This window comes from Stenotrophomonas sp. S41 (assembly GCF_016624625.1).
In the GTDB taxonomy this organism is placed as follows: Bacteria; Pseudomonadota; Gammaproteobacteria; order Xanthomonadales; family Xanthomonadaceae; genus Stenotrophomonas.
In genome coordinates this window covers 86,166-104,584 of record NZ_JACVTV010000002.1, presented here as the reverse complement: position 1 = coordinate 104,584, position 18,419 = coordinate 86,166, and the positions used below count along the sequence as shown (strand labels likewise).

The following is an 18,419-nucleotide window of genomic DNA, read 5'->3' as shown; positions in this document are numbered from 1 at the left end:
GGCAAGGGCAGGCAGAACATGGGCCTTCAGTCTAGATCACCGCCGCGTCACGGCAGCGTGGTGCCGTGTCAATCGCCACCGGGCTTCACCCGCATCACCCGTTTGCGGTACTCGTACACGTTGTCACCACGCACGCGGCGTTCCTGCGTACCGGTGATCGAATCGACGCGACGGTCCGAGCCGGTGACCGGCTTGGCGTCGATCGCGGTTTCGTGTTCGAACGAATGCGATTTGTCGGTGTTGCGGTAATAGCGGTACAGCGCCCAGTACAGCGCCGTAGCACCGGCCGGGCCGGCCGCCAGCAACCAGAGACCACTGTCGTCACTCATGTTGTCGCCACCAGGAAGGCAATTGCGAGGGCTTCGATGACCGTGCCGGTCGCCAGGGCGGCCAGCAGCATCTTCCACTGCTGCACCGGCACGCTGCCCATGGTTTCACCGGTACGGCCATTCACCGCGATGTAGTGCAGCATGCCGCCATTGGCGCCGGGCTGGTGGTAGGAGTACAGCCAGACCGGCAGGTACATCGACACCCAGCGGCTGCCGTGCACGTCCAGCTGTTCCTGCTCCCACCGCACGCCGCGGTCGTAGCGGCGCACGCTGGCTTCCACCTGCGCGCGGGCGATCGACAGCAGCTGGTCTTCCAGCCGCGGGCGCAGCTTCTCCACATCCACGTTGCGCTTCTCGGAGGTGAAGCCAGCCAGGTAGGACGCGTTCCACTTCACCGCGTTCTTGGTATCGAACGGCAGGATGGTGTTGATGATGTTGTTGGTATTGGTGCGCGTGTCGAGGTTGCCGCGCTCGGCCGAGGATTCCAGCGGCAGGTCGTCGACGGTGAATTCGACCTGGCGCTCGACCTGGTAGATGTCCGCGTCGTAGTAGGTCTGCTTGTTTTTCTCGGTGCCCCTGGTGTACTCGCGGGTCTTGATCTCGCCCTTGCCGGCGACGGCTGCGCTGACATTGCTGTCCACGATCATGTAGGGCAGGTACACGCCCACCACGTTTTCCGGGGTGAACTGGTCCTTGAAGGCCTTCAGCGCGAACATCCGGCGCTTGCCGACGAACTGGCGGATGCGCGCAACCGCATCGTCCTTCTTGATGTGGAAGGGCAACACGGCATCGGGCACGGCGCCGTTGCTGATCTGTTCGTTGACGCCGAACACGTGGCGGCACCAGTGGCAGCGCGCGGTCATCGTGCTTTCGGTGTTGACCGTGACCTCGGCACCACAGCCGCCACACTTGAACGTCATCAGCGCCGAGGTGTCGGCGTCGATGTCGCGTGCACCGGAGGCGATGACCGTGCCCTGCAGCTGGTCCAGCGCTTCGCCCAACCCGAATTCCTCCTCCACCCGCGCGCCATGCCATTCGTGACGGCAGTACAGGCAGACCAGGACGTCGGTGCCGAGCCTGGGGCGGATGTCGGTGCTGCCACACTTCGGGCAGCGGTTCAGGCCGTCCTTCAGTTCGCTGGCCGAGGTGTCGATGGCCAGCGGATCGGGCGCCTCGACCTCATCACGGATGGCCTGCGGCAGGGTGCTGGTATCCAGCGGGAAGCTGCCAGGCAGGGGCGGGACGTCCTGCGGCGAACCCGGACCATCCAGCTTCGCCGCCGGCAAGGGCGGGGGCGAAGCGGGGGCGGCCTGGGGCAGCGGCGGAGGACCGTTTCTGGGGTCGGACATGGGTCTGCGCGTCCGCCGGCTTACAGGCCCAGCGCCTTGGCCTTCAGCGCGTCGTAGTCGCCCTGGGTGATTAGGCCCAGGTCGAGCATTTCCTTGGCCTTCTTCAGCTTGGCCACCGGATCATCGGCGGCCGGCGCGGTCGGCTGCTGCAGGCTGCCCGCACCGAACATGCCCGAGGCCATGCCGACGCCGACCAGGCCCGCCGCGCCGCCGTTCTCGCCGGCCGACTGGATGCCCTGGGCCACGCTGGCCTGCAGGTTGGAATTGCCGCGCGAGCCGGACAGCGCATCGGCGCGCTGCACGGTCTTCAGCAGTTCACGGGTGTTGGCGTCGTATTCGATCGAGACGATGGCGGTCTTGACGATGGCCAGGCCACGGTCGGACTTCCACTGGTAGGCCTGCTCGACGGCCGCCGACAGGCTCTGCGCGAAGCCGATCGAATCCTGCTGCAGCTTGGTGATGCGGTTGCCCTTCGACGGGTCGTTGCTGTACAGGCTGAAGGCCGGTGCCAGCGAACCCACCACTTCATTGAACAGCTGGGTGGCGGCGGCATTGTCCATGTCGGTGAAGTCGAACACCTGGCCCGGGCGCAGGTAGCTGGCCGGCAGGAAGTTCTTCACGAACAGGATCGGGTCGACGATCTTCAGCGTGTACGAACCACGGGTGACCGCGCCGACCTGGGTGTTGAGGAAGGCATCGTCCCAGTAGATTTCCGACTGGGTGCCGAAGCGGTTGTCCGGCAGTTCCTTCAGCGAGACGAAGAAGGCGGCCTGCTGCGAACCCGGCTGGCCGCCGAACTTGAAGCGTTCCCAGCTCTGCTTGATGAAGGTGCTGACCAGGCCGTCACCGGCGAAGATCGACTGCGAGTTGAGGTCGTCCGAGCGCCACTCGTAGCCACCCGGCTCGGCGACGAAGGCAGTGATCGCGCCGTCCTGGAACAGCAGCAGGCCGTAGCCTTCGGGCACGACGATCTTCGAGCCGTTGCTGATGATGTTGGACGAGCCGCTGGTGTTCGAGCCACGGCCGGCATTGGTGCCCTGCGGCACGGCCGCGAACAGGGCCGCGGTCGACGGCAGGCCCGTCGGCACGGTGTAGAAGTCTTTCCACTGGTCGGCCAGAACACCGCCCACTGCACCCTTGACCGCCTGTACCAGACCCATGACCTGCTCCCTGTGGTTACCGGACAGGCACCGTGCCTGTCGTGCCCGGCTGACTATAGAGGAGCGGGGCGGTGCCTCGCCACCGGTACCGGTGGTGCCCATTCATATGGCGGGATCAACGCACGGACTGCGGAACCTTCCTCAGCTTCGAGGTGTCATAGCCCATCGCGGCGATGCGCTCGACCGCAGCCTGATACTCCTGCGGTGACACCTGCGGCGTGCGCGCCATGTACCAGACATAGTCGCGCTTGCTGCGGCCGACGATCGTCTGCTGATAGTCGTCGTCCAGCCAGGCGATGATGTACTCGGCCTGGATCGGCCAGATGAACTGCATGCCCCACACCGCGCCGGCGCCTTCCTCTTCCACCCGGCCGACCGGGTGCATGCTCTTGTATGGCGCCTGGAAGCTGCCCTTACGGTAGGTGAAAGTGGTCTGGATGCGGCCATCCGGCCGCAGGGAATAGCTCTCGACGGCGTCAAAAGCCTCGCGCTCCGGCCGGGAGGGAATGTGGGCGATCACGTACCAGTCGCCCATGAAGCGAGGCACGTCCACCGACGCTTCGCGTGGCAGTGGCCGGGTGTCCTGGCTGCTGCAGCCTGTGCCGAACAGGGCCAATGTCAGCAGGGTGAACAAGGGGGGCATACGCATGGCCGTGGCTCCTTCAGCGGGGGCGGAACAGGTAGTGGGCGACCAGCCACTGCTGGCCTTGGTCATAGCCGAACAGCTCGGCGCAGGCCATCCAGAACATGCGCCAGCGCTGCCACCAGATGCGCGCGGCGGCCTCGCCGTAGGTCGCCTGCAGGATCGGCATCAGCTGCGCACGGGCCGCGTCCTGGTTGTCCAGCCAGTGGTTGGCGGTGCGCTGGTAGTGCGTGCCGTCCAGCAGCCAGCGCTGGTCCAGCTGCATGTGCTGCTGGAAATGCAGGAGGGTGTCGGCGGCCGGCATCAGGCCACCGGTGAAGAAGTGCCGCCCCATCCAGTTGTCATCACCTTCGGTCTCGAACGGGTACATCAGTGTGCGGTGGGCGAAGATGTGCACGAACAGCGCGCCGTCCGGCCGCAGCCAGCCAGAAATGCGCTGAAGCAGCTGCTGGTAGTTGCGCACGTGCTCGAACATCTCCACCGACACGCAACGGTCGAAACGCGCGCTCGGCAGCTCCAGCTGGTTCACGTCGCGGGTGAGGACCTCAACGTTGCGCAGGCCACGTGCCTGGCACTGGCCCATGATGTGCTCGCGCTGGCTGTTTGAATTGGAGACCGCGGTGATGCGTGCATTCGGGTAACGCTCTGCCATCCACAGGGTGAGCGAACCCCAGCCGCAGCCGAGTTCGAGGATATCCTGGCCATCGCGCAGCTCGGCGCGCTGCGAATACAGCTCCAGCATCGCCTCTTCGGCCTGGTCCAGCGTCTCGTGACCGGTGCGATAGTAGCAGCTGCTGTACTTCAGGCGCTTGCCCAGGCAGGCCTGGAAGAATGCGGCCGGCACCTCGTAGTGCTGGCGGTTCGCGGCATCGACGTGCAGGGCCAGCGGGCTGCCGGCCAGTTCGGCGATGCGGCGCTGGAACCGCACCGACTGTGCTTCCTGGCCGCCTTCGTCCTCTTCCTGCAGGCGCTGCGCGCACAGGCGACGGATGCCTGCACGCAGGGCCGCGTCCGGGATCCAGCCGCGCTCGGCCCAGCCGGTCAGGCCGCCTTCGATCTCGACGGGTGGGTACAGCGTGGTGGTGGCGTTCATGGCTGGCGGTCCTTGGAAGGGGAGGTGCGGGGGAACCACGGGAAGAACATCGGGGTGCTGCGCTGATACTCACGGTAGTCTTCGCCGCGGCTGCGCAAAGCCTGTTTTTCGGTGAAGGGAACGCCGCTGAGGTAGCGCAGGAACAGGTACATCACCACCGGTCCCGACCACGCCAGCCACCACAGCGGTGAGCCGACGGCCAGCAGCACGTAGGTGAACCAGTGCAGCCACTCGAAGAAATAGTTGGGATGGCGCGAGTAGCGCCACAGCCCCTGCCGGCAGGTCCGGCCCTTGTTGGCGGGGTCGGCGCGGAAGCGTGCGAGTTGGCGGTCGGCCACGGCTTCGCCACCGACGCTGAGCAGCCATACCGCCACGGCGGCGGCGATCCAGCCGGCATGGTCGGTGGCCGGGTTGCGCGCAACAGCGAGGAACGGCAGGGCGAACAGCACCACCAGCAGCGCCTGGGCCATGAAGAAGCCGAAGATTTTTCCCTGGTGACCGTTCCAGTGTTCGCGCAGATAGCGGTAGCGACCGTCCTCGTCTTCACTGCGCACGCGGTGCCACAGATGCAGGGCCAGCCGGCTGCCCCACAGGCCGCCAAGCACTGCCAAGGCGATGCGCGGCTGCAGGCCGCCGTCACCCAGCCAGGCCAGCAGCAGTGCACCCGCGGCCACGCCCTTGGCCCACAGCACGTCGACCACGCCGATGTTGCGGTGGCGGCGCTGCCAGACCCAGCCCCAGCACATCACCAGCACTGCGTAGAGCAGCACCCAGCCGAGCAGGTTCATGCGCGTACTCCTTTGTCTGTGTGTGCGGTTGCCTTGTCAGTGCCTCGGCGTGCCAGCGCGCACAGCAGCGGCAGGGCGATGCTCCAGCCCACCCCCAGCAGCAGGACGCCCTGCCACACGGGTGCGTAAAACTGCACGGCCTGGAAGCCACGCGCCGCCGACAGATAGGCCAGCGGTGCCAGCAGCAGGCCGAACAGCACCGGCAGCAGGCGGTGCCGCTGCAGGAAGGTCATCGAGCTGGTCAGGGTCATCGCGAACGCCGCCCACAGCGCCATGATCCACGGCGGCGGTGCCCAGCCCAGCGGCGCGGCGGCATAGCGCACGGTGCCGCTGGCGGCGGCGATGCCATCCACCAGCCAGGCGCAGGCGAGGGCGAGCAGCAGCAGGCGCAGGTCAATGCGCGGCACCGGGCTGGTCAGCAGCTGGCTGGCGACATACAGCGCTGCGGCCAGCAGTGCCGGCCATTGCCAGCCCCGGCCCGCGCCAGCCACCGCGCACAGCCAGACCAGCTGGTTGCCGATCAGGTTGGCCCAGGTCCGTTTCATATAAGGCCTCCCATCTCAGGCCTCGCGGCCGGTGGGGACGTCGGTGCAATGGCCCGGCCGCGCCAGCAGCAGGTGCGACACACCGATGGAGCGCTCCAGGAAACCACCCTCGCAGTAGGCCAGGTAGAACTCCCACAGGCGGCAGAAGCGCTCGTCGAACCCCTGTGCCTGCACGGCGGCGCGCTGGGCCAGGAAGCGCTGGCGCCAGGCGCGCAGGGTCAGCGCGTAGGAATGGCCGAAGTCCTGCTGGGCGATCAGCTGCAGGTCGCTGGCCCGGGTCTTGGCCGCCATGATGGCGTTGATCGAAGGAATGAAGCTGCCCGGGAACACGAAGCGCTTGATGTAGTCGACGCTGCGCCGGGCCTGTTCGTAGCGGTGGTCTTCGATGGTGATCGCCTGCAGCAGGGCCACGCCATCGGGCTTCAGCAGGCGCTGCAGGGTGCCCATGTAGGTGTCGAGGAACTCGGCGCCGATGGCCTCGATCATCTCGATGGAGACCAGCTTGTCGAACTGGCCCTGCAGGTCGCGGTAGTCCTGCATCAGCACGGTCACGCGCTCCTGCAGGCCGGCGTCCTGCACGCGCTGCACGGCCAGTGCGTGCTGTTCGGCGGAAATGGTGGTGGTGGTGACGTGGCAGCCGTAATGGCGTGCCGCATGCACGGCAAAGCCGCCCCAGCCGGTGCCGATCTCGACCACGCGGTCGCCCGGCTGCAGCTGCAGCTGCTGGCAGATGCGGTCCAGCTTGCGGGTCGAGGCCACTTCCAGCGGCTCGTCTGCCTGCGCGTACAGGGCCGAGGAATACATCAGGTCCGGCGACAGGAACAGCGCGAAGAAATCATTGCCGAGGTCGTAGTGGGCGGCGATGTTGCGGCGGCTGCCCTCGCGGCTGTTGCGGCGCAGGCGGTTCCAGCCGCGCAGCAGCCAGCCGGCGGCGCGTGCCGGGCCGCGCTCCATGCCGTCCAGCAGATCGCGGTTGCGCACCAGCAGGCGGACCAGCGCCACCAGGTCATCGCAGCGCCAGTCGCCGTGGATGTAGCTTTCGCCGGCGCCGACGCTGCCCTGCGCGGCCACTTTGCGGTAGAAGGCCGGGTCGTCGATGGTCACCGTGGCCTGCAGCGGGCCCTGGCCATCGCCCAGCAGCACCTCGCCGAAGGCATCGCGTACGCGCAGCTGGCCGTCGTGCATCGGGGCAAGCTGGGCCAGCAGGCGACGGCGCAGGAAGGCGTCCAGTGCACCGGCACGGGGCAGGGCCACCGAAGGCGTCAGATTGTTCATCGCGGTTTCTCGGCAAGGGAAGGGTGGTCGTGCACGGGGTTGCGTTTCAGCCACAGGCGCAGCGCCTGCCAGTGGATGGCGGCGACCACCTGCACGGTCATCAGCGGGTAGCCCAGCAGCACCCGCGCCAGGCCGCGGCCGTCCAGCGGATGGCGCTGCATGGACTGGGTCGCATCGAACTGGCGCACGCCCTCGCGCCAGACCTGCATGTGCACGCGCAGCGCATCGCCGGGAGCGTTGAAGCGCCAGTCGTAGCGGCAGTCCATCGGCATGAAGGGCGACACGTGGAAGCACTTGTCGAACTGCCAGCGCAGGCTGCCACCTTCGTGCTGCGCCTGCTCGACCGGCAGTACGTAGGCGTGGCGTTCCTTCCACGGCGTATTGGTGATGTCGGCGACGATGCAGTCCAGGGTGCTGCCGTCGGCCTGGTAGCAGTAGTAGAAGCTGACCGGGTTGAACACGTGGCCGCCAAAACGCAGGTGGGTCAGCAGCCGCACCGGTCCTTCCGGGCGACGGCCCAGCACGGTGGCGGCATGGTCGCGCACGGCATCGGCCAGTGGCACCTTCGCATCGCCCAGGTAGTCGCTGCGGCGGAACTCGGCCAGGTTGCGTCGGTTGACCGACCACAGCCAGCGCCCGGCGAAGATCGTGTCCAACTCGTCCAGATCCAGCAGCAGCTGCGCCACCGGGTAGCGGAACGCGTGCCCGTGCGGATGGTGCCGGCGGTGCTGCACCTGCCCCACATAGAGCGCACTGGCGGTCATGCCGTGATCTCGGTCGGCCGCAGCGGCGACGCGATGCCGGTGCGGGCGCGCAGCGCGTCGACCGTGCGCCGTGCGCTGGCGATGCCGTCTTCATGGAAACCCCAGCCCCAGTAGGCACCGGCGAACCAGGTGCGGCGGTGGCCCTGGATCTCGCCCCAGCGCTGCTGTGCCCGCACGGCGGCATGGTCGTGCACGGGGTGCGCATAGCGCAGGCGGCGCAGCACCTTGGCCGGATCGATGGCATCGCTGCGGTTGAGGGTCACCACCAGCGGCGTCTCGCCGGGCAGGCCCTGCAGCAGGTTCATGCAGTAGCTCACCGTGCAGGGCGCCGAAGGATCTTCCGGAACATGTGCGTTCCAGGCGGCCCAGGCCTTGCGGTTGGCGGGCAGGAGCGAGGCATCGGTGTGCAGCACGGCCTCATTGGCCTGGTAGCGGATCGCGCCCAGCACCGCGCTTTCGACCGGATCGGCGTCTGCCAGCAGGGCAAGGGCCTGGTCGCTGTGGCAGGCCAGGATCACCTCGTCGAAGCCTTCAATACCGGCCGAGCTGTGCACGCGCGCGCCCCACGGCATGCGCTCGACCGCCTGCACCGGTGTTTCCAGCCGCTCATGCACGCGCCAGCGGCCGCGCAGCGCATCGACGTAGCGCGCCGATCCGCCCTTGACCACCCGCCACGGCGGGCGGCCGGTCATCTGCAGCATCTGGTGGTTGGCCATGAACTGCACCAGGTAGCGCGCTGGGAAATCCAGCACAGTGGCGGTCGGCGAAGACCACAGCGCCGAGGCCATCGGCAGCAGGTGCTCCTCCACGAAGGCATCGCCGAAGCGCTGCTGGCGCAGGTACTGTCCCAGCGTCGGGCCTTCGGCCTCGGCCAGCAGCAGCGGTGCGTCGCGGTAGAAGCGGCGCAGGTCGGCCAGCATGCCCCAGAAGCGCGGCGAGACCAGGTTGCGGCGCTGGCAGAACAGCCCGTCCAGCGAGGTGGCGTTGTACTCCACGCCACTACGGTCGCTGTGCATCGAGAAGCTCATGGTGGTGGGCTGTGACGCCACGCCCAGCTCGTCGAACAGGGCGGTCAGCAGCGGATAGTGCTGCGGATTGAAGACGATGAAGCCGGTGTCGACCGACATCTGCTGGCCGTCGACCTGCACCCGATGGGTGTGGGTGTGCCCGCCCAGATAGTCGTTGGCTTCATACAGGGTGACTTCGTGCTCGCCGTCCAGCCAGTACGCACTGGCCAGCCCTGCAACGCCCGAACCGATGACCGCGATGCGCATGCTCAGTCCTTCGCCTTGGCCAGCACCCACTCGGGTATCGGCTTCAGTCCGCTGACCAGGCCGATGGCGGCCATCAGGCGCAGGCCGTACCAGGTCAGGTCCACTTCCCACCAGCGGAAGCCCTGGCGGGCGGTGCCGGGGAAGAAGTGGTGGTTGTTGTGCCAGCCTTCGCCGAAGGTCAGCAGGGCCAGCCACAGGTTGTTGCGGCTGTCGTCACGGGTGTCGAAGCGGCGGCTGCCGAAGCGGTGGGCCAGCGAATTGATGGTGACCGTGGCATGGAACAGCACCACAGTGGAGATGAAGAAGCCCCAGACCAGCAGCTGCGGGCCCGTCGTGTGCAGGCCGGGTGCCACCCGTTCCAGCAGCGCGCCGAGGCCGTACAGGCCCGCGGCCAGCAACACCGGCACGGCGATGTCAAAGCGGTCCAGCCAGCGCAGTTCCGGGAACCGGGCCAGGTCGGGCACGCGCGCCAGATCCGTGGCGAAGGCTTCGCGGGTCAGGAACCAGCCCATGTGGCTGCGCCAGAATCCGCCGCTGACCGGGGAATGCGGGTCCTGCGGCTGATCGGCATGGCGGTGGTGATGGCGGTGGTGGGCGGCCCACCACAACGGGCCGCGCTGCACACTGGACGCGCCGATCACCGCGAACATGAACTGCACCGGGCGCGAGGCCTGGAAGGTGCGGTGCGAGAAGTAGCGGTGGTAGAAGCCGGTGATAGCGAACATCCGCACCGCGTACAGCGCCAGCGCGACCGCTACTGCGGTCCAGGACACGCCGACCCAGATCACCCCCAGGCACGCCACATGCAGCAGGACGAACGGCACGGCCCGCAGCCAGTCGATGCGGCCGCGCTGGGTTGGGTCGGCCTGCGGCGCCACAGCCTCGGTATCGAACCAGCGACGCAGGGTGCGCAGCAGTCGCTCACGTCGGCGTGGAAGGGGCGCGGCAGCGGACATGGGCGAGGTCTCAAGGGCGTGTCTGTCCCTTTCTACGCTGCACGGCGTGGATTGGATGCACTCAATCGGCATTGCGTGACGACCTCACCTGCTGCTCACGCCGCAGGACGCCACCAATGGTTGTGCCCAGGCCTGTTGCCACTGCGTCCGCGGCTGCGTCGTCGCGGGTGAGGCGAAGCGGACAATGACGGCCGGATAGGCGCCATGGCCATCACGCAGGTTGCTGGTGCCGCGAAATTCCAGCAGGCGGCGGTCATCATCGGCGTAGACCAGGGACAGCCGCGGAGCGACCGCGCCGTACCAGGTGGCCAAGCGCACCTCGATGGCCTGTGCGGGTGCACCCTGCCAGGTGAGCGCACCGGTACGGCGCACGCTGACCGGGTAGAAGCGCTGCCGGCCCGGTACCAGGAAGGGCAGGCGGACCTCATCGCCCTTCATCAGTGCAGGCCAGTGCGCGCGCACTGCGGCGTCGAATCCGGTGTCGATCACCGCGTCGGCAGGCAGTGGCACCTGCGCACGCCGTTCCGCGTCGGGCGCGCTTTCCTTCCAGTCGATGTTCACCTTTCCGCCGGCCACCACCACTCTGGCGGCCTGGCCGCTGCGTCTGTCCTGCAGCAGGTAGCCCCGCGCCTGCGGCTGGGCGGTGCCCGGCAGCTCCTTGCGTGCGAACGGGCGACCGTCCGGGCACAGGTACTGCACCCAGCGCGCCGCACCTTCGGGCTCCCCGCGCCGCCAGTGCACCTCGCGGTAGGCGGGGGTGCCGTCGGCCAGGCTGGCAACGCCTTCGCTGCGCAGCAGGGGCGTGGCGCTGGCCACGGTGGACAGGTACAGCAGCAGCCCGGCGGTATGCATGGGGGTCCTGGCAGGTTGGCCTGCTGAACATACGCACCACAGGCCCAGCTGGATGCAGGGCGGTGCGCTGCATCCAAACCGGGCTCTGGTGCGTACAGCACACAGACCCCTTCACCTGCCTGATCGCCGCCCGGATGTACCCTGACGCCGCCAGCCCTTCCTTTGACTTCGACGCCGCACGCATCGTGTCCAGTTCCCAGCAGCCAAGCAGCGAGCCGACGAACTGGACCGGTGACATGGACGGTGTGGCGCGCCTGCGCGACCGCACCTGTTTCATGCGCATCTATGACCATTTCATGCCGCGCCTGTGTGTCTACCTGCGCGGGCTCGGCGCGCCCGAAGCGGTGGCCGAGGAGCTTGCGCAGGAATGCCTGCTGCGCCTGTGGCTGCGTGCGGCCGACTACGATGCGGCGCAGGGTGCGCTGAGCACCTGGCTGTACCGGATCGCGCGCAACCTGCAGATCGACCGGGTGCGCCACGAGCGCAGCTGGATGCAGGTGCAGGCTGCTGTGGAGGAGGCTGCCAGCGGCGACGCGCAGTCTCACAGCAGCGCCGAGCACTATGCCGACCAGGCGCGCCTGCGCCAGCGCATCAACGAACTGCCGGCAGTGCAGGCGCGGCTGGTGCGCATGTCCTATTTCGAGGCGAAGAGCCACGGCGAGATCTCCGAGGCGCTGGCCATGCCGCTGGGCACGGTGAAATCACACCTGCGTCGGGCCTTCCTGCAACTGCAGGCAAAGGTGGGGGGCATGCCATGAACCCGCACCACCACCTGCACGAATCGACCCTGCTGAGCTATGCGGCCGGCGCGTTGCCGGCGCCGCTGAGCGTGGTTGCCGGCACCCACCTGGAGCAGTGCCCGCATTGCCGCCAGCGCCTGCGCGAGGCCGAGGCCATCGGTGCGGCGCTGATCGAACAGACCCAGCCGATGGTGGTTGGCGGCCGCAGCCAGGCGCTGCGTGCGGCCATGCTGGCCGAGCTGGAGCGTGACGAGCCTGCGGTGGCTGCCATGACCGTCGCGCGGCCGGCCGCGCCGCCGGTGGAGCGGCCGGAGGTGAGCGCGGACCATCTGCCGGCGTCCCTGCACCCGTACTTCGGTCGCTCGCTGGCTGCGCTTCACTGGCGCTGGATCGCACCGGGCGTGCACTGCATCCGCTCTGCGGAAATGCCCTCGCTGATCATGCTCAAGATCGCGCCGGGCAAGTGCCTGCCGATGCACAGCCACGGCCGCAGCGAGCTCACCCATATCCTGCGCGGCGCCTACAATGATGCGCTGGGTCTGTTCGCGCCAGGCGATGTGGCTGATCTGGATGAAGACGTGGAGCACCAGCCGGTCACCGCACCGGGCGTGCCCTGCATCTGCGTATCGGCGCTGGATGCACCGCTGGTGTTCAGCGGTTGGCTGGCGCGCAAGATCCAGCGGTTCGTAAAGCTCTAGAACGCTTGAGGAAAGCCCGATGGGCAATGGCAATGGCAATGCAATGCGGGTGCTGCTGGTGGCGCCACCGGGCTGGTCGGGCAGGGCGTGCTGCAGGCCTGCCTGCAGTCCGCGGATGTCGGCCACGTCGCCGCGCTGGTGCGCCGCCCGGGCAGCGTGCCGGGCAACGTCGACGAGATCGTACTGGCGGACTTCCAGCGAGCCGCCACCCTGGGCGATGCGCTCGCTGGATTCGACGCCTGTTTCTATTGTGCGGGCGCACCACCGGTGGGCACGGCCGAGCCCGAATACCGCCAGGTGACGCTGCAGGTGACCCGCGCCGTCGCTGAGGCGTGGGCGGCAGCCAATCCCGGTGGATGCTTCCTGTATGTATCGGGTGCACATGCCAACCCGGACAGCCGGATCATGCCGCTGCGGGTGAAGGGTGAGACCGAGCAGGCGCTTGCCGATCTGCCGGTGCGCACGGTGATGCTGCGACCGGCCGGCGTGAGGCCGGTGTCCGGCACCGGCACGCGACACACGCTGCTCAAGCCGTTCTATCTGCTGGCCCGCCCGCTGATGGCCATGGCGGAGGGGCTGCTGCCGGCGCTGACCACCAGCAACCGCAGCATCGGCAAGGCGATGATCGCGCTGGCCCGGATGCCGTCACCGCCGATGGTCGTGGAATGCGCGCAGATCAACGCGCTGGCGCGCGATCCTTCAGCACGCTGATGATCGACTCGGCCAGATCGCTGCGGGTGAACGGCTTCGACAGCAGCGGTGCCGAACGGCCCTTGCTGCCGGCCGCATCGTGGTCGCGCGGATAGCCCGAGGTAAACAGCACGGCGACCTCCGGCCAGCGTTCGCGCACTTCACGGCCCAGCGCCCAGCCGGACATCCCCGGCATCACCACATCGGAGAACAGCAGGTCGATCTTCGCATCCGGACGCTCGAGCAGGCGCAGCGCGGACGGCCCGTCGTGCGCTTCCAGCACGCGGTAGCCGAGCTGGCGCAGCGCCTCGACGGTGTAGGCGCGCACATCGTCATTGTCCTCGGCGACCAGGATCGTCTCTTCGCGCGGCTCGTAACCGGCCAGGCCGGTGGCCGCCACGGCGGTCTCGCAGGGCAGGTCCAGCATGGAGCGCGGGAACATCATGGTGATGCTGGTGCCGCCGCCCTCCACCGAATCGATGAGGACGTGGCCGCCGGACTGCTTGACGAAGCCGTGCACCATCGACAGGCCCAGGCCGGTGCCACGGCCCACCTGCTTGGTGGTGAAGAAGGGCTCGAACACCTTGGCCATCGTATCGGCGGACATGCCGTGGCCGTTGTCGCGCACGCGCAGCATCACGTATTCGCCCGGCGTCGCGTCCGGGAACAGCGCGGCATAGTCATGGTCGAGGTGACTGTTGTCGACCTCCACCACCAGGCGCCCGCCACCGGGCATCGCGTCGCGCGCGTTCACTGCCAGGTTCAGCACCGAAGCCTCGAGCTGGCTGACGTCGAGTTCGACGCACCAGATGCTTTCGCCGGTGCGGATGTCCAGCTGGACCAGTTCGCCCAGTGCCCGCTGCAGCATGTCATGCATGCCCAGCAGCGCGTCGTTGAGGTTGACCGCCTGGCTGCGCAGCGGCTGCTTGCGCGCAAACGCCAGCAGCCGTTGGGTCAGGCTGGCCGCTCGGCCGACGCCCTTCAGGGCATTGTCCAGCGCACGCGCACTCATGTTGCCGGGCTGGCCGTCACGCTGGTTCAGCAGCATCGCGTGCTCGACGTTGCCGGCGATCACGGTCAGGATGTTGTTGAAGTCATGGGCGATGCCACCGGTGAGCTGGCCCACGGCCTCGATCTTCTGGGCCTGCCGCAGCGCGTGCTCGGCCTGGATGCGGGCGGTGGTTTCCACGGCCTCGGAGACCACGGCGGTCACCGTGCCCTCGGCACCCTGCAGCGGGCGGAACGTGAAATCAAAGCTGCGGCGACCGGTGGGCAGTTCAAGGTCCATCGCCTGCACCGCGCTGCGGCCGCGCGCGGCATCGGCCACGGCCTGTTCGACCACGCCGGCCAGCTCGGGTGTCGCAGCAAACCACGGCGATTCCCAGAAGGGCAGGCCAATGACATCGTCCTTCTCGGCCAGTACCGCGGCGAGCGAGGCGACATTGGCATCGACAATGCGGCCGCTGCGGTCCAGCAGCACCTGGTGCTGGAAGCTGGATTCAAAGATGGCCTGCAGGCGCCGCTTGCTGGCCTGCAGTTCGGCGGTACGCGCCTGCACCTGCCGTTCCAGGGATTCATTGTCCTCGCGCAGCGCCAGCTCGGCACGCTTCAGCGAGGACACATCGCTGCCCAGGCAGGTATAGCCGGTGACGCTGCCATCGGCGGCACGCTCGGGCACGCAGTCCATCTGCAGGAACCGCGACTCGCCACTGCGGTGCACCAGGGTGACCTGGAAGCTGGCGCGTTCGCCAGCCAGTACCCGCTGCAGGCTGGGCAGGGCGTTGGTGAAGGCCTCCTCGCCGCCAACCTCCGCGGCGGTCCGGCCGAGGATGCTCTGCAGGTCGGTGCCGTGCCAGTCGAGGAACGCCTTGTTGGCGAAGCGGTAGCGGTGGTCGGTGCCGAGGTGGGCGATCAGCGCCGGCACGGCATCGGTGATCTGCTGCAGCTGCGCCTGACTTTCGTCCAGCGCCGCGCGGGCCTGGGTCAGCTGGTTGCGCTCGCTGGCTTCCTGGCGCGCGCGACGGATCGCGTCGGGCAGCCGCTGCAGGCGCTGCTTGACCACATAGTCACGCGCGCCACGTGTCAGCGCCTGCACCGCCAGTTCTTCGGTCAGGGTGCCGGAAACGAAGATGAAGGGGATGTGCGGCGCGCGCTCGCGCGCGAGGTCGAGCGCGGCATCGCCGTCAAAGCCTGGCAGCACGTGGTCGGCCAGGATGACGTCGAAACGATCGCTCTCGATCGCGTCAATGAAGGCGTCGCGGGTCCACAGGCGCTCGATCTCGAAATCCAGCCCGCCCCGCTGCAGTTGCGCCGTGATCAGCTCCGCATCGAGCGCGCTGTCCTCCAGCATGAGGATGCGCAGGTGCGAAGCACGGCGCGTGGCATCACGCATCGCGGGGGCCTGTTCCGACGGACGGGTGCGGTGGCGGCTGGTTGGTGATGCCCCAGAACATGCCCAGCCCTTGGATGGCGTCGAAGAATTCCTTGAAATCCACCGGCTTGACCACGAAGGCGTTGACGCCCAGCTGGTAGCTGCGCACCAGGTCCTGCTCCTCGCGCGACGAGGTGAGCATGACGATCGGCGTGCTGCTCAGCGTCGCGTCGTTGCGCACCTGTTCCAGCACTTCCAGGCCATTGATCTTGGGCAGCTTCAGGTCGAGCAGGACCACCACCGGGCCACCATGCTGCGTCCCGGCATAGGCGCCTTCGCAGCGCAGGTAGTCCAGTGCCTCGGCACCGTCGCGCACATGGATGACGTCGTTCAGCAGCTGGCAGCGTGCCAGTGCTGCCATCGTCAGCTCGGCATCCTTGGGGCTGTCTTCAACCAGAAGGATGGGCCGCAGATCCCTCATGGGTGTTCTCCGTTTTGATGGGGCAGGGTGAAGTAAAGCGTGGCGCCCTTGCCCAGCGCGCCCTCGGCCCAGGTGCGGCCGCCATGGCGGCCGACGATGCGGCGGACATTGGCCAGGCCGATGCCGGTGCCTTCGAATTCCTCGACGTGGTGCAGGCGCTGGAAAACGCCGAAAAGCTTGTCCACATAACGCATGTCGAAACCGCAGCCGTTGTCGCGGACGAAGAAAACGTTCTCCTCGTCGGTGCGTTCACAGCCGATCTCGATGAGGGCGTGCTCACGTTCGCGGGTGAACTTGACGGCGTTGGACAGCAGGTTCTGCCAGACCAGGCGCATCATCGTCGGGTCGGCCTCGATGACCGGCAGCGCGCCGACCTTCCACTCGACCTCGCGCCCGGCATAGTCGAAGGCCAGGGTGCGGCGCACATCGCTGACCAGGGCGCCCATGTCCAGGCGCATGCGGCCCAGTGTCGAGCGGCCCATCTGCGAGAAGCTCAGCAGGTCATCGACCAGCGTGCCGGCCGACTTGGCCGATTCGACGATGGTGTCCAGGAAGCGGCGCTCGGTGGCGTTCAGGCGTTCGGCGGCGGAACTGCCAAGCAGCTCGGAATAGCCGACGATGTGCCGGAACGGCGCACGCAGGTCATGACTGACCGAGTACGAGAACGCCTCCAGCTCCTTGTTGCTGCGCAGGAGCTGCTCGTTGAGCTCGGCCATCTCCTCGGCCTTGCGCAGCACGATGTCGACGATGGCGGTGCGCATCTCGTGCGCGGCATCCCGGTCGGCATCATTCCAGGGCAGGCTGCGCTGCTGCACGGTCTCCTTCCAGGCTTCGAAGGAATTGCGCGGTGACAGCACGGTTCCCGGCGTCGCGGTCTTGCGCGGGTCGCCGCCCCAGCGCACGGTGCGCACCACTTCGGGGCGGAACCACATCAGGAAACTGTCGTGCAGCTGGGAGATCGACACCGCCAGCAGGCCGCTCGCGGTGTCGGTCAGGGCTTCGCCCGCGGGCCAGGTGCTGGCCAGGTGATCGGTGGCATAGACCTCGTCGCCGGCGTGCTCGCTGGCCAGCCAGTGGGCGAGATCCAGCACCTCGTTGCGGGCGGGGCAGTGCCCGACCAGCAGGCAGTCGCCCTTGTGCACGATCGCAGCGCCGGCGGCGTTGGTCAGCGACATCAGGCTGGCCGGATCCTGGCGCAGCGCAGCCATGAACTCTTCGTCACCGGCCATGCGCCCCAGCAGCCGGACCAGCACCGAGCGGCGGTTGATGCGTTCTTCCACCGCACGGGCCCGTTCCTTCAGGGCAATCTGCAGCGAGGCGATCTGGCCCATGAACTCACAGGCGGTGCGCACCGGGTAGGGCAGGCGCCGGGCATCCGCACTGTGGCAGGACACCAGGCCCCACAGCTGGCCTTCGTGGATCAGTGACACCGACATCGATGAGCCGGTGCCCATGTTGCGCATGTACTGCAGGTGCACCGGCGAGACGCTGCGCAGTACGGAAAGGCTCAGGTCGGTCGGCGCCGCATCGGCATGCTGCGCAGCGCGAACCAGCGGCACCGCGCTGTAGTTGGCATCGGCGATCAGGCGCACGCGGTTGCGGCGGTACAGCTCGCGCGCCTGCGCCGGGATGTCCGACTCGGGGAAGCGCAGGTCGAGATAGGAGGGTAGTACCCCGTTGCCATCCTCGGCAATGACGATGCCGTTCCAGCCGCTGTCGAACTGATAGACCAGAGTACGGTCGAAGCCGGTCATCGCGCGCATGTGCTCGGCGGCGATCTGGCACAGCGCCTCGACCGTGCTGGCGGTCTCGATGGCCGCCATCAGTTGGCGGATGGCGGGATACAGGGCTTCCAGCGAGGTCGGCTGGCCCGCCACCGGTGATTCCAGCTCCAGCAGCAGCGCCTGCGGCGAGCGATGGGCCAGCACCTGGTGCCGCCCGTAGTCCGGCAGCTCGATGGAGCCGAGGTGCACCGAACTGTCCATGGCCACCTGGCCGACCGGCGCGATGCAGCCCGCCAGCGCGCCGCCCAGCACGTCGGCCAGCGACTGTCCCAGCGGGTCGCCGAAGCGTTCAAGCAGGGCTGGCTCGCTCACCGCGCGCTCGAGGACCTGCAGCGAGTGCGGGTCGACCACCAGCAGCACGCCGTAAGGCTGGATGGCACCCGGCGTGTGGATGGGCTCACGCGCGCAGAGGTCCAGCGCGGTGTCCTGCGCGGTTTCAGCAGATGACATCAGCAGCAGTACTCGCGGTTCGGGGCAGGTAGGCAGCGCCGGAATGCACGCCACGACGCACGTCTGAGTCGGAAGAAAAAGCCATCGCTACATGGTGAAGCAAAAACCGTGATTCGCATACCACTCTTTAATGTGAAGACTCAGGACTGAAACGCTGAACAATTCAGCAAGCTTCGG

The 18,419-nt window shown here is 67.8% G+C and carries 18 protein-coding genes; 3 read left to right on the top strand and 15 right to left on the bottom strand.

Going from position 1 to position 18,419, the window contains the following annotated elements; all coding sequences use genetic code 11:
- Positions 1–68 precede the first annotated feature (68 nt).
- From IAE56_RS01050 to IAE56_RS00995, 12 genes are all read right to left on the bottom strand, one after another.
- The gene (locus IAE56_RS01050) at positions 69–329 is read right to left on the bottom strand and encodes a hypothetical protein (RefSeq protein ID WP_116862384.1); all 261 of its coding nucleotides are present in this window, start codon (positions 327–329) and stop codon (positions 69–71) included.
- Positions 326–1,678 carry a TFIIB-type zinc ribbon-containing protein gene (locus tag IAE56_RS01045; RefSeq protein WP_200751124.1) on the bottom strand — a complete coding sequence of 451 codons (1,353 nt, stop codon included), beginning with the start codon at positions 1,676–1,678 and terminating at the stop codon, positions 326–328. Before IAE56_RS01045 ends, IAE56_RS01050 begins: the two co-directional genes overlap by 4 nt.
- Positions 1,679–1,698: 20 nt before the next feature.
- Complete coding sequence (locus IAE56_RS01040) at positions 1,699–2,838, bottom strand: SPFH domain-containing protein (protein ID WP_200751123.1); 1,140 nt, start codon at positions 2,836–2,838, stop codon at positions 1,699–1,701.
- 115 nt (positions 2,839–2,953) lie between these two features.
- Positions 2,954–3,487: a lipocalin family protein gene (locus tag IAE56_RS01035; protein ID WP_200751122.1), complete on the bottom strand. Its 534-nt coding sequence runs from the start codon at positions 3,485–3,487 to the stop codon at positions 2,954–2,956.
- 13 nt (positions 3,488–3,500) lie between these two features.
- The gene (locus IAE56_RS01030) at positions 3,501–4,574 is read right to left on the bottom strand and encodes a class I SAM-dependent methyltransferase (protein ID WP_200751121.1); all 1,074 of its coding nucleotides are present in this window, start codon (positions 4,572–4,574) and stop codon (positions 3,501–3,503) included.
- Positions 4,571–5,362, bottom strand: coding sequence for a DUF1295 domain-containing protein (locus IAE56_RS01025; protein ID WP_200751120.1), 792 nt, complete (start codon positions 5,360–5,362; stop codon positions 4,571–4,573). The genes IAE56_RS01030 and IAE56_RS01025 overlap by 4 nt, the downstream gene beginning before the upstream one ends.
- Positions 5,359–5,907 carry a DUF2878 domain-containing protein gene (locus tag IAE56_RS01020; RefSeq protein WP_200751119.1) on the bottom strand — a complete coding sequence of 183 codons (549 nt, stop codon included), beginning with the start codon at positions 5,905–5,907 and terminating at the stop codon, positions 5,359–5,361. The genes IAE56_RS01025 and IAE56_RS01020 overlap by 4 nt, the downstream gene beginning before the upstream one ends.
- 15 nt (positions 5,908–5,922) lie before the next feature.
- Positions 5,923–7,182, bottom strand: coding sequence for a cyclopropane-fatty-acyl-phospholipid synthase family protein (locus IAE56_RS01015; RefSeq protein WP_200751118.1), 1,260 nt, complete (start codon positions 7,180–7,182; stop codon positions 5,923–5,925).
- Entirely contained in the window at positions 7,179–7,946 is a 768-nt protein-coding gene (locus IAE56_RS01010; protein ID WP_200751117.1) for a DUF1365 domain-containing protein, read from the bottom strand. The genes IAE56_RS01015 and IAE56_RS01010 overlap by 4 nt, the downstream gene beginning before the upstream one ends.
- A complete protein-coding gene (locus IAE56_RS01005; protein WP_200751116.1) occupies positions 7,943–9,220 on the bottom strand; it encodes an FAD-dependent oxidoreductase in 1,278 nt (425 codons plus the stop codon). Before IAE56_RS01005 ends, IAE56_RS01010 begins: the two co-directional genes overlap by 4 nt.
- Positions 9,221–9,222: 2 nt before the next feature.
- Positions 9,223–10,176, bottom strand: a complete 954-nt coding sequence (locus IAE56_RS01000) for an acyl-CoA desaturase (RefSeq protein WP_200751115.1) — start codon at positions 10,174–10,176, stop codon at positions 9,223–9,225.
- 84 nt (positions 10,177–10,260) lie between these two features.
- Positions 10,261–11,028 carry a hypothetical protein gene (locus IAE56_RS00995; RefSeq protein WP_200751114.1) on the bottom strand — a complete coding sequence of 256 codons (768 nt, stop codon included), beginning with the start codon at positions 11,026–11,028 and terminating at the stop codon, positions 10,261–10,263.
- Positions 11,029–11,162: 134 nt separating this feature from the next.
- On the opposite strand from IAE56_RS00995, the gene IAE56_RS00990 reads away from it, so the two are divergent.
- The 3 genes from IAE56_RS00990 (at position 11,163) to IAE56_RS00980 (ending at position 13,177) form a co-directional block, all read left to right on the top strand.
- Positions 11,163–11,786 (top strand): sigma-70 family RNA polymerase sigma factor, encoded by a 624-nt coding sequence (locus tag IAE56_RS00990; protein WP_200751113.1) that lies wholly within the window; start codon positions 11,163–11,165, stop codon positions 11,784–11,786.
- A complete protein-coding gene (locus IAE56_RS00985; protein ID WP_200751112.1) occupies positions 11,783–12,466 on the top strand; it encodes a ChrR family anti-sigma-E factor in 684 nt (227 codons plus the stop codon). The genes IAE56_RS00990 and IAE56_RS00985 overlap by 4 nt, the downstream gene beginning before the upstream one ends.
- Before the next feature lie 87 nt (positions 12,467–12,553).
- Positions 12,554–13,177, top strand: a complete 624-nt coding sequence (locus IAE56_RS00980) for an oxidoreductase (RefSeq protein WP_325167150.1) — start codon at positions 12,554–12,556, stop codon at positions 13,175–13,177.
- Here IAE56_RS00980 and IAE56_RS00975 read toward each other — a convergent pair.
- From IAE56_RS00975 to IAE56_RS00965, 3 genes are read right to left on the bottom strand one after another with little or no spacing between them, the layout of a single operon-like run.
- Positions 13,143–15,548, bottom strand: coding sequence for a response regulator (locus tag IAE56_RS00975; RefSeq protein ID WP_200751111.1), 2,406 nt, complete (start codon positions 15,546–15,548; stop codon positions 13,143–13,145). The two genes, IAE56_RS00980 and IAE56_RS00975, sit on opposite strands and share 35 nt — an antisense overlap.
- Complete coding sequence (locus IAE56_RS00970; RefSeq protein WP_108768952.1) at positions 15,541–16,008, bottom strand: response regulator; 468 nt, start codon at positions 16,006–16,008, stop codon at positions 15,541–15,543. The genes IAE56_RS00975 and IAE56_RS00970 overlap by 8 nt, the downstream gene beginning before the upstream one ends.
- Positions 16,005–18,242 (bottom strand): ATP-binding protein, encoded by a 2,238-nt coding sequence (locus IAE56_RS00965; RefSeq protein ID WP_200751110.1) that lies wholly within the window; start codon positions 18,240–18,242, stop codon positions 16,005–16,007. Before IAE56_RS00965 ends, IAE56_RS00970 begins: the two co-directional genes overlap by 4 nt.
- Between the last annotated feature and the right edge of the window lie 177 nt (positions 18,243–18,419).

Coding starts and splice junctions, on each gene's coding strand:
- IAE56_RS00985 (WP_200751112.1), top strand. CDS start 11,783: ATGAACCCGCACCACCACCTGCACGAATCGACCCTGCTGAGCTATGCG.
- IAE56_RS01030 (WP_200751121.1), bottom strand. CDS start 4,574: ATGAACGCCACCACCACGCTGTACCCACCCGTCGAGATCGAAGGCGGC.
- IAE56_RS01020 (WP_200751119.1), bottom strand. CDS start 5,907: ATGAAACGGACCTGGGCCAACCTGATCGGCAACCAGCTGGTCTGGCTG.
- IAE56_RS01010 (WP_200751117.1), bottom strand. CDS start 7,946: ATGACCGCCAGTGCGCTCTATGTGGGGCAGGTGCAGCACCGCCGGCAC.
- IAE56_RS01000 (WP_200751115.1), bottom strand. CDS start 10,176: ATGTCCGCTGCCGCGCCCCTTCCACGCCGACGTGAGCGACTGCTGCGC.
- IAE56_RS00995 (WP_200751114.1), bottom strand. CDS start 11,028: ATGCATACCGCCGGGCTGCTGCTGTACCTGTCCACCGTGGCCAGCGCC.
- IAE56_RS01005 (WP_200751116.1), bottom strand. CDS start 9,220: ATGCGCATCGCGGTCATCGGTTCGGGCGTTGCAGGGCTGGCCAGTGCG.
- IAE56_RS01040 (WP_200751123.1), bottom strand. CDS start 2,838: ATGGGTCTGGTACAGGCGGTCAAGGGTGCAGTGGGCGGTGTTCTGGCC.
- IAE56_RS00965 (WP_200751110.1), bottom strand. CDS start 18,242: ATGTCATCTGCTGAAACCGCGCAGGACACCGCGCTGGACCTCTGCGCG.
- IAE56_RS01035 (WP_200751122.1), bottom strand. CDS start 3,487: ATGCGTATGCCCCCCTTGTTCACCCTGCTGACATTGGCCCTGTTCGGC.
- IAE56_RS01015 (WP_200751118.1), bottom strand. CDS start 7,182: ATGAACAATCTGACGCCTTCGGTGGCCCTGCCCCGTGCCGGTGCACTG.
- IAE56_RS01050 (WP_116862384.1), bottom strand. CDS start 329: ATGAGTGACGACAGTGGTCTCTGGTTGCTGGCGGCCGGCCCGGCCGGT.
- IAE56_RS00975 (WP_200751111.1), bottom strand. CDS start 15,548: ATGCGTGATGCCACGCGCCGTGCTTCGCACCTGCGCATCCTCATGCTG.
- IAE56_RS00970 (WP_108768952.1), bottom strand. CDS start 16,008: ATGAGGGATCTGCGGCCCATCCTTCTGGTTGAAGACAGCCCCAAGGAT.
- IAE56_RS01025 (WP_200751120.1), bottom strand. CDS start 5,362: ATGAACCTGCTCGGCTGGGTGCTGCTCTACGCAGTGCTGGTGATGTGC.
- IAE56_RS00990 (WP_200751113.1), top strand. CDS start 11,163: ATGTACCCTGACGCCGCCAGCCCTTCCTTTGACTTCGACGCCGCACGC.
- IAE56_RS01045 (WP_200751124.1), bottom strand. CDS start 1,678: ATGTCCGACCCCAGAAACGGTCCTCCGCCGCTGCCCCAGGCCGCCCCC.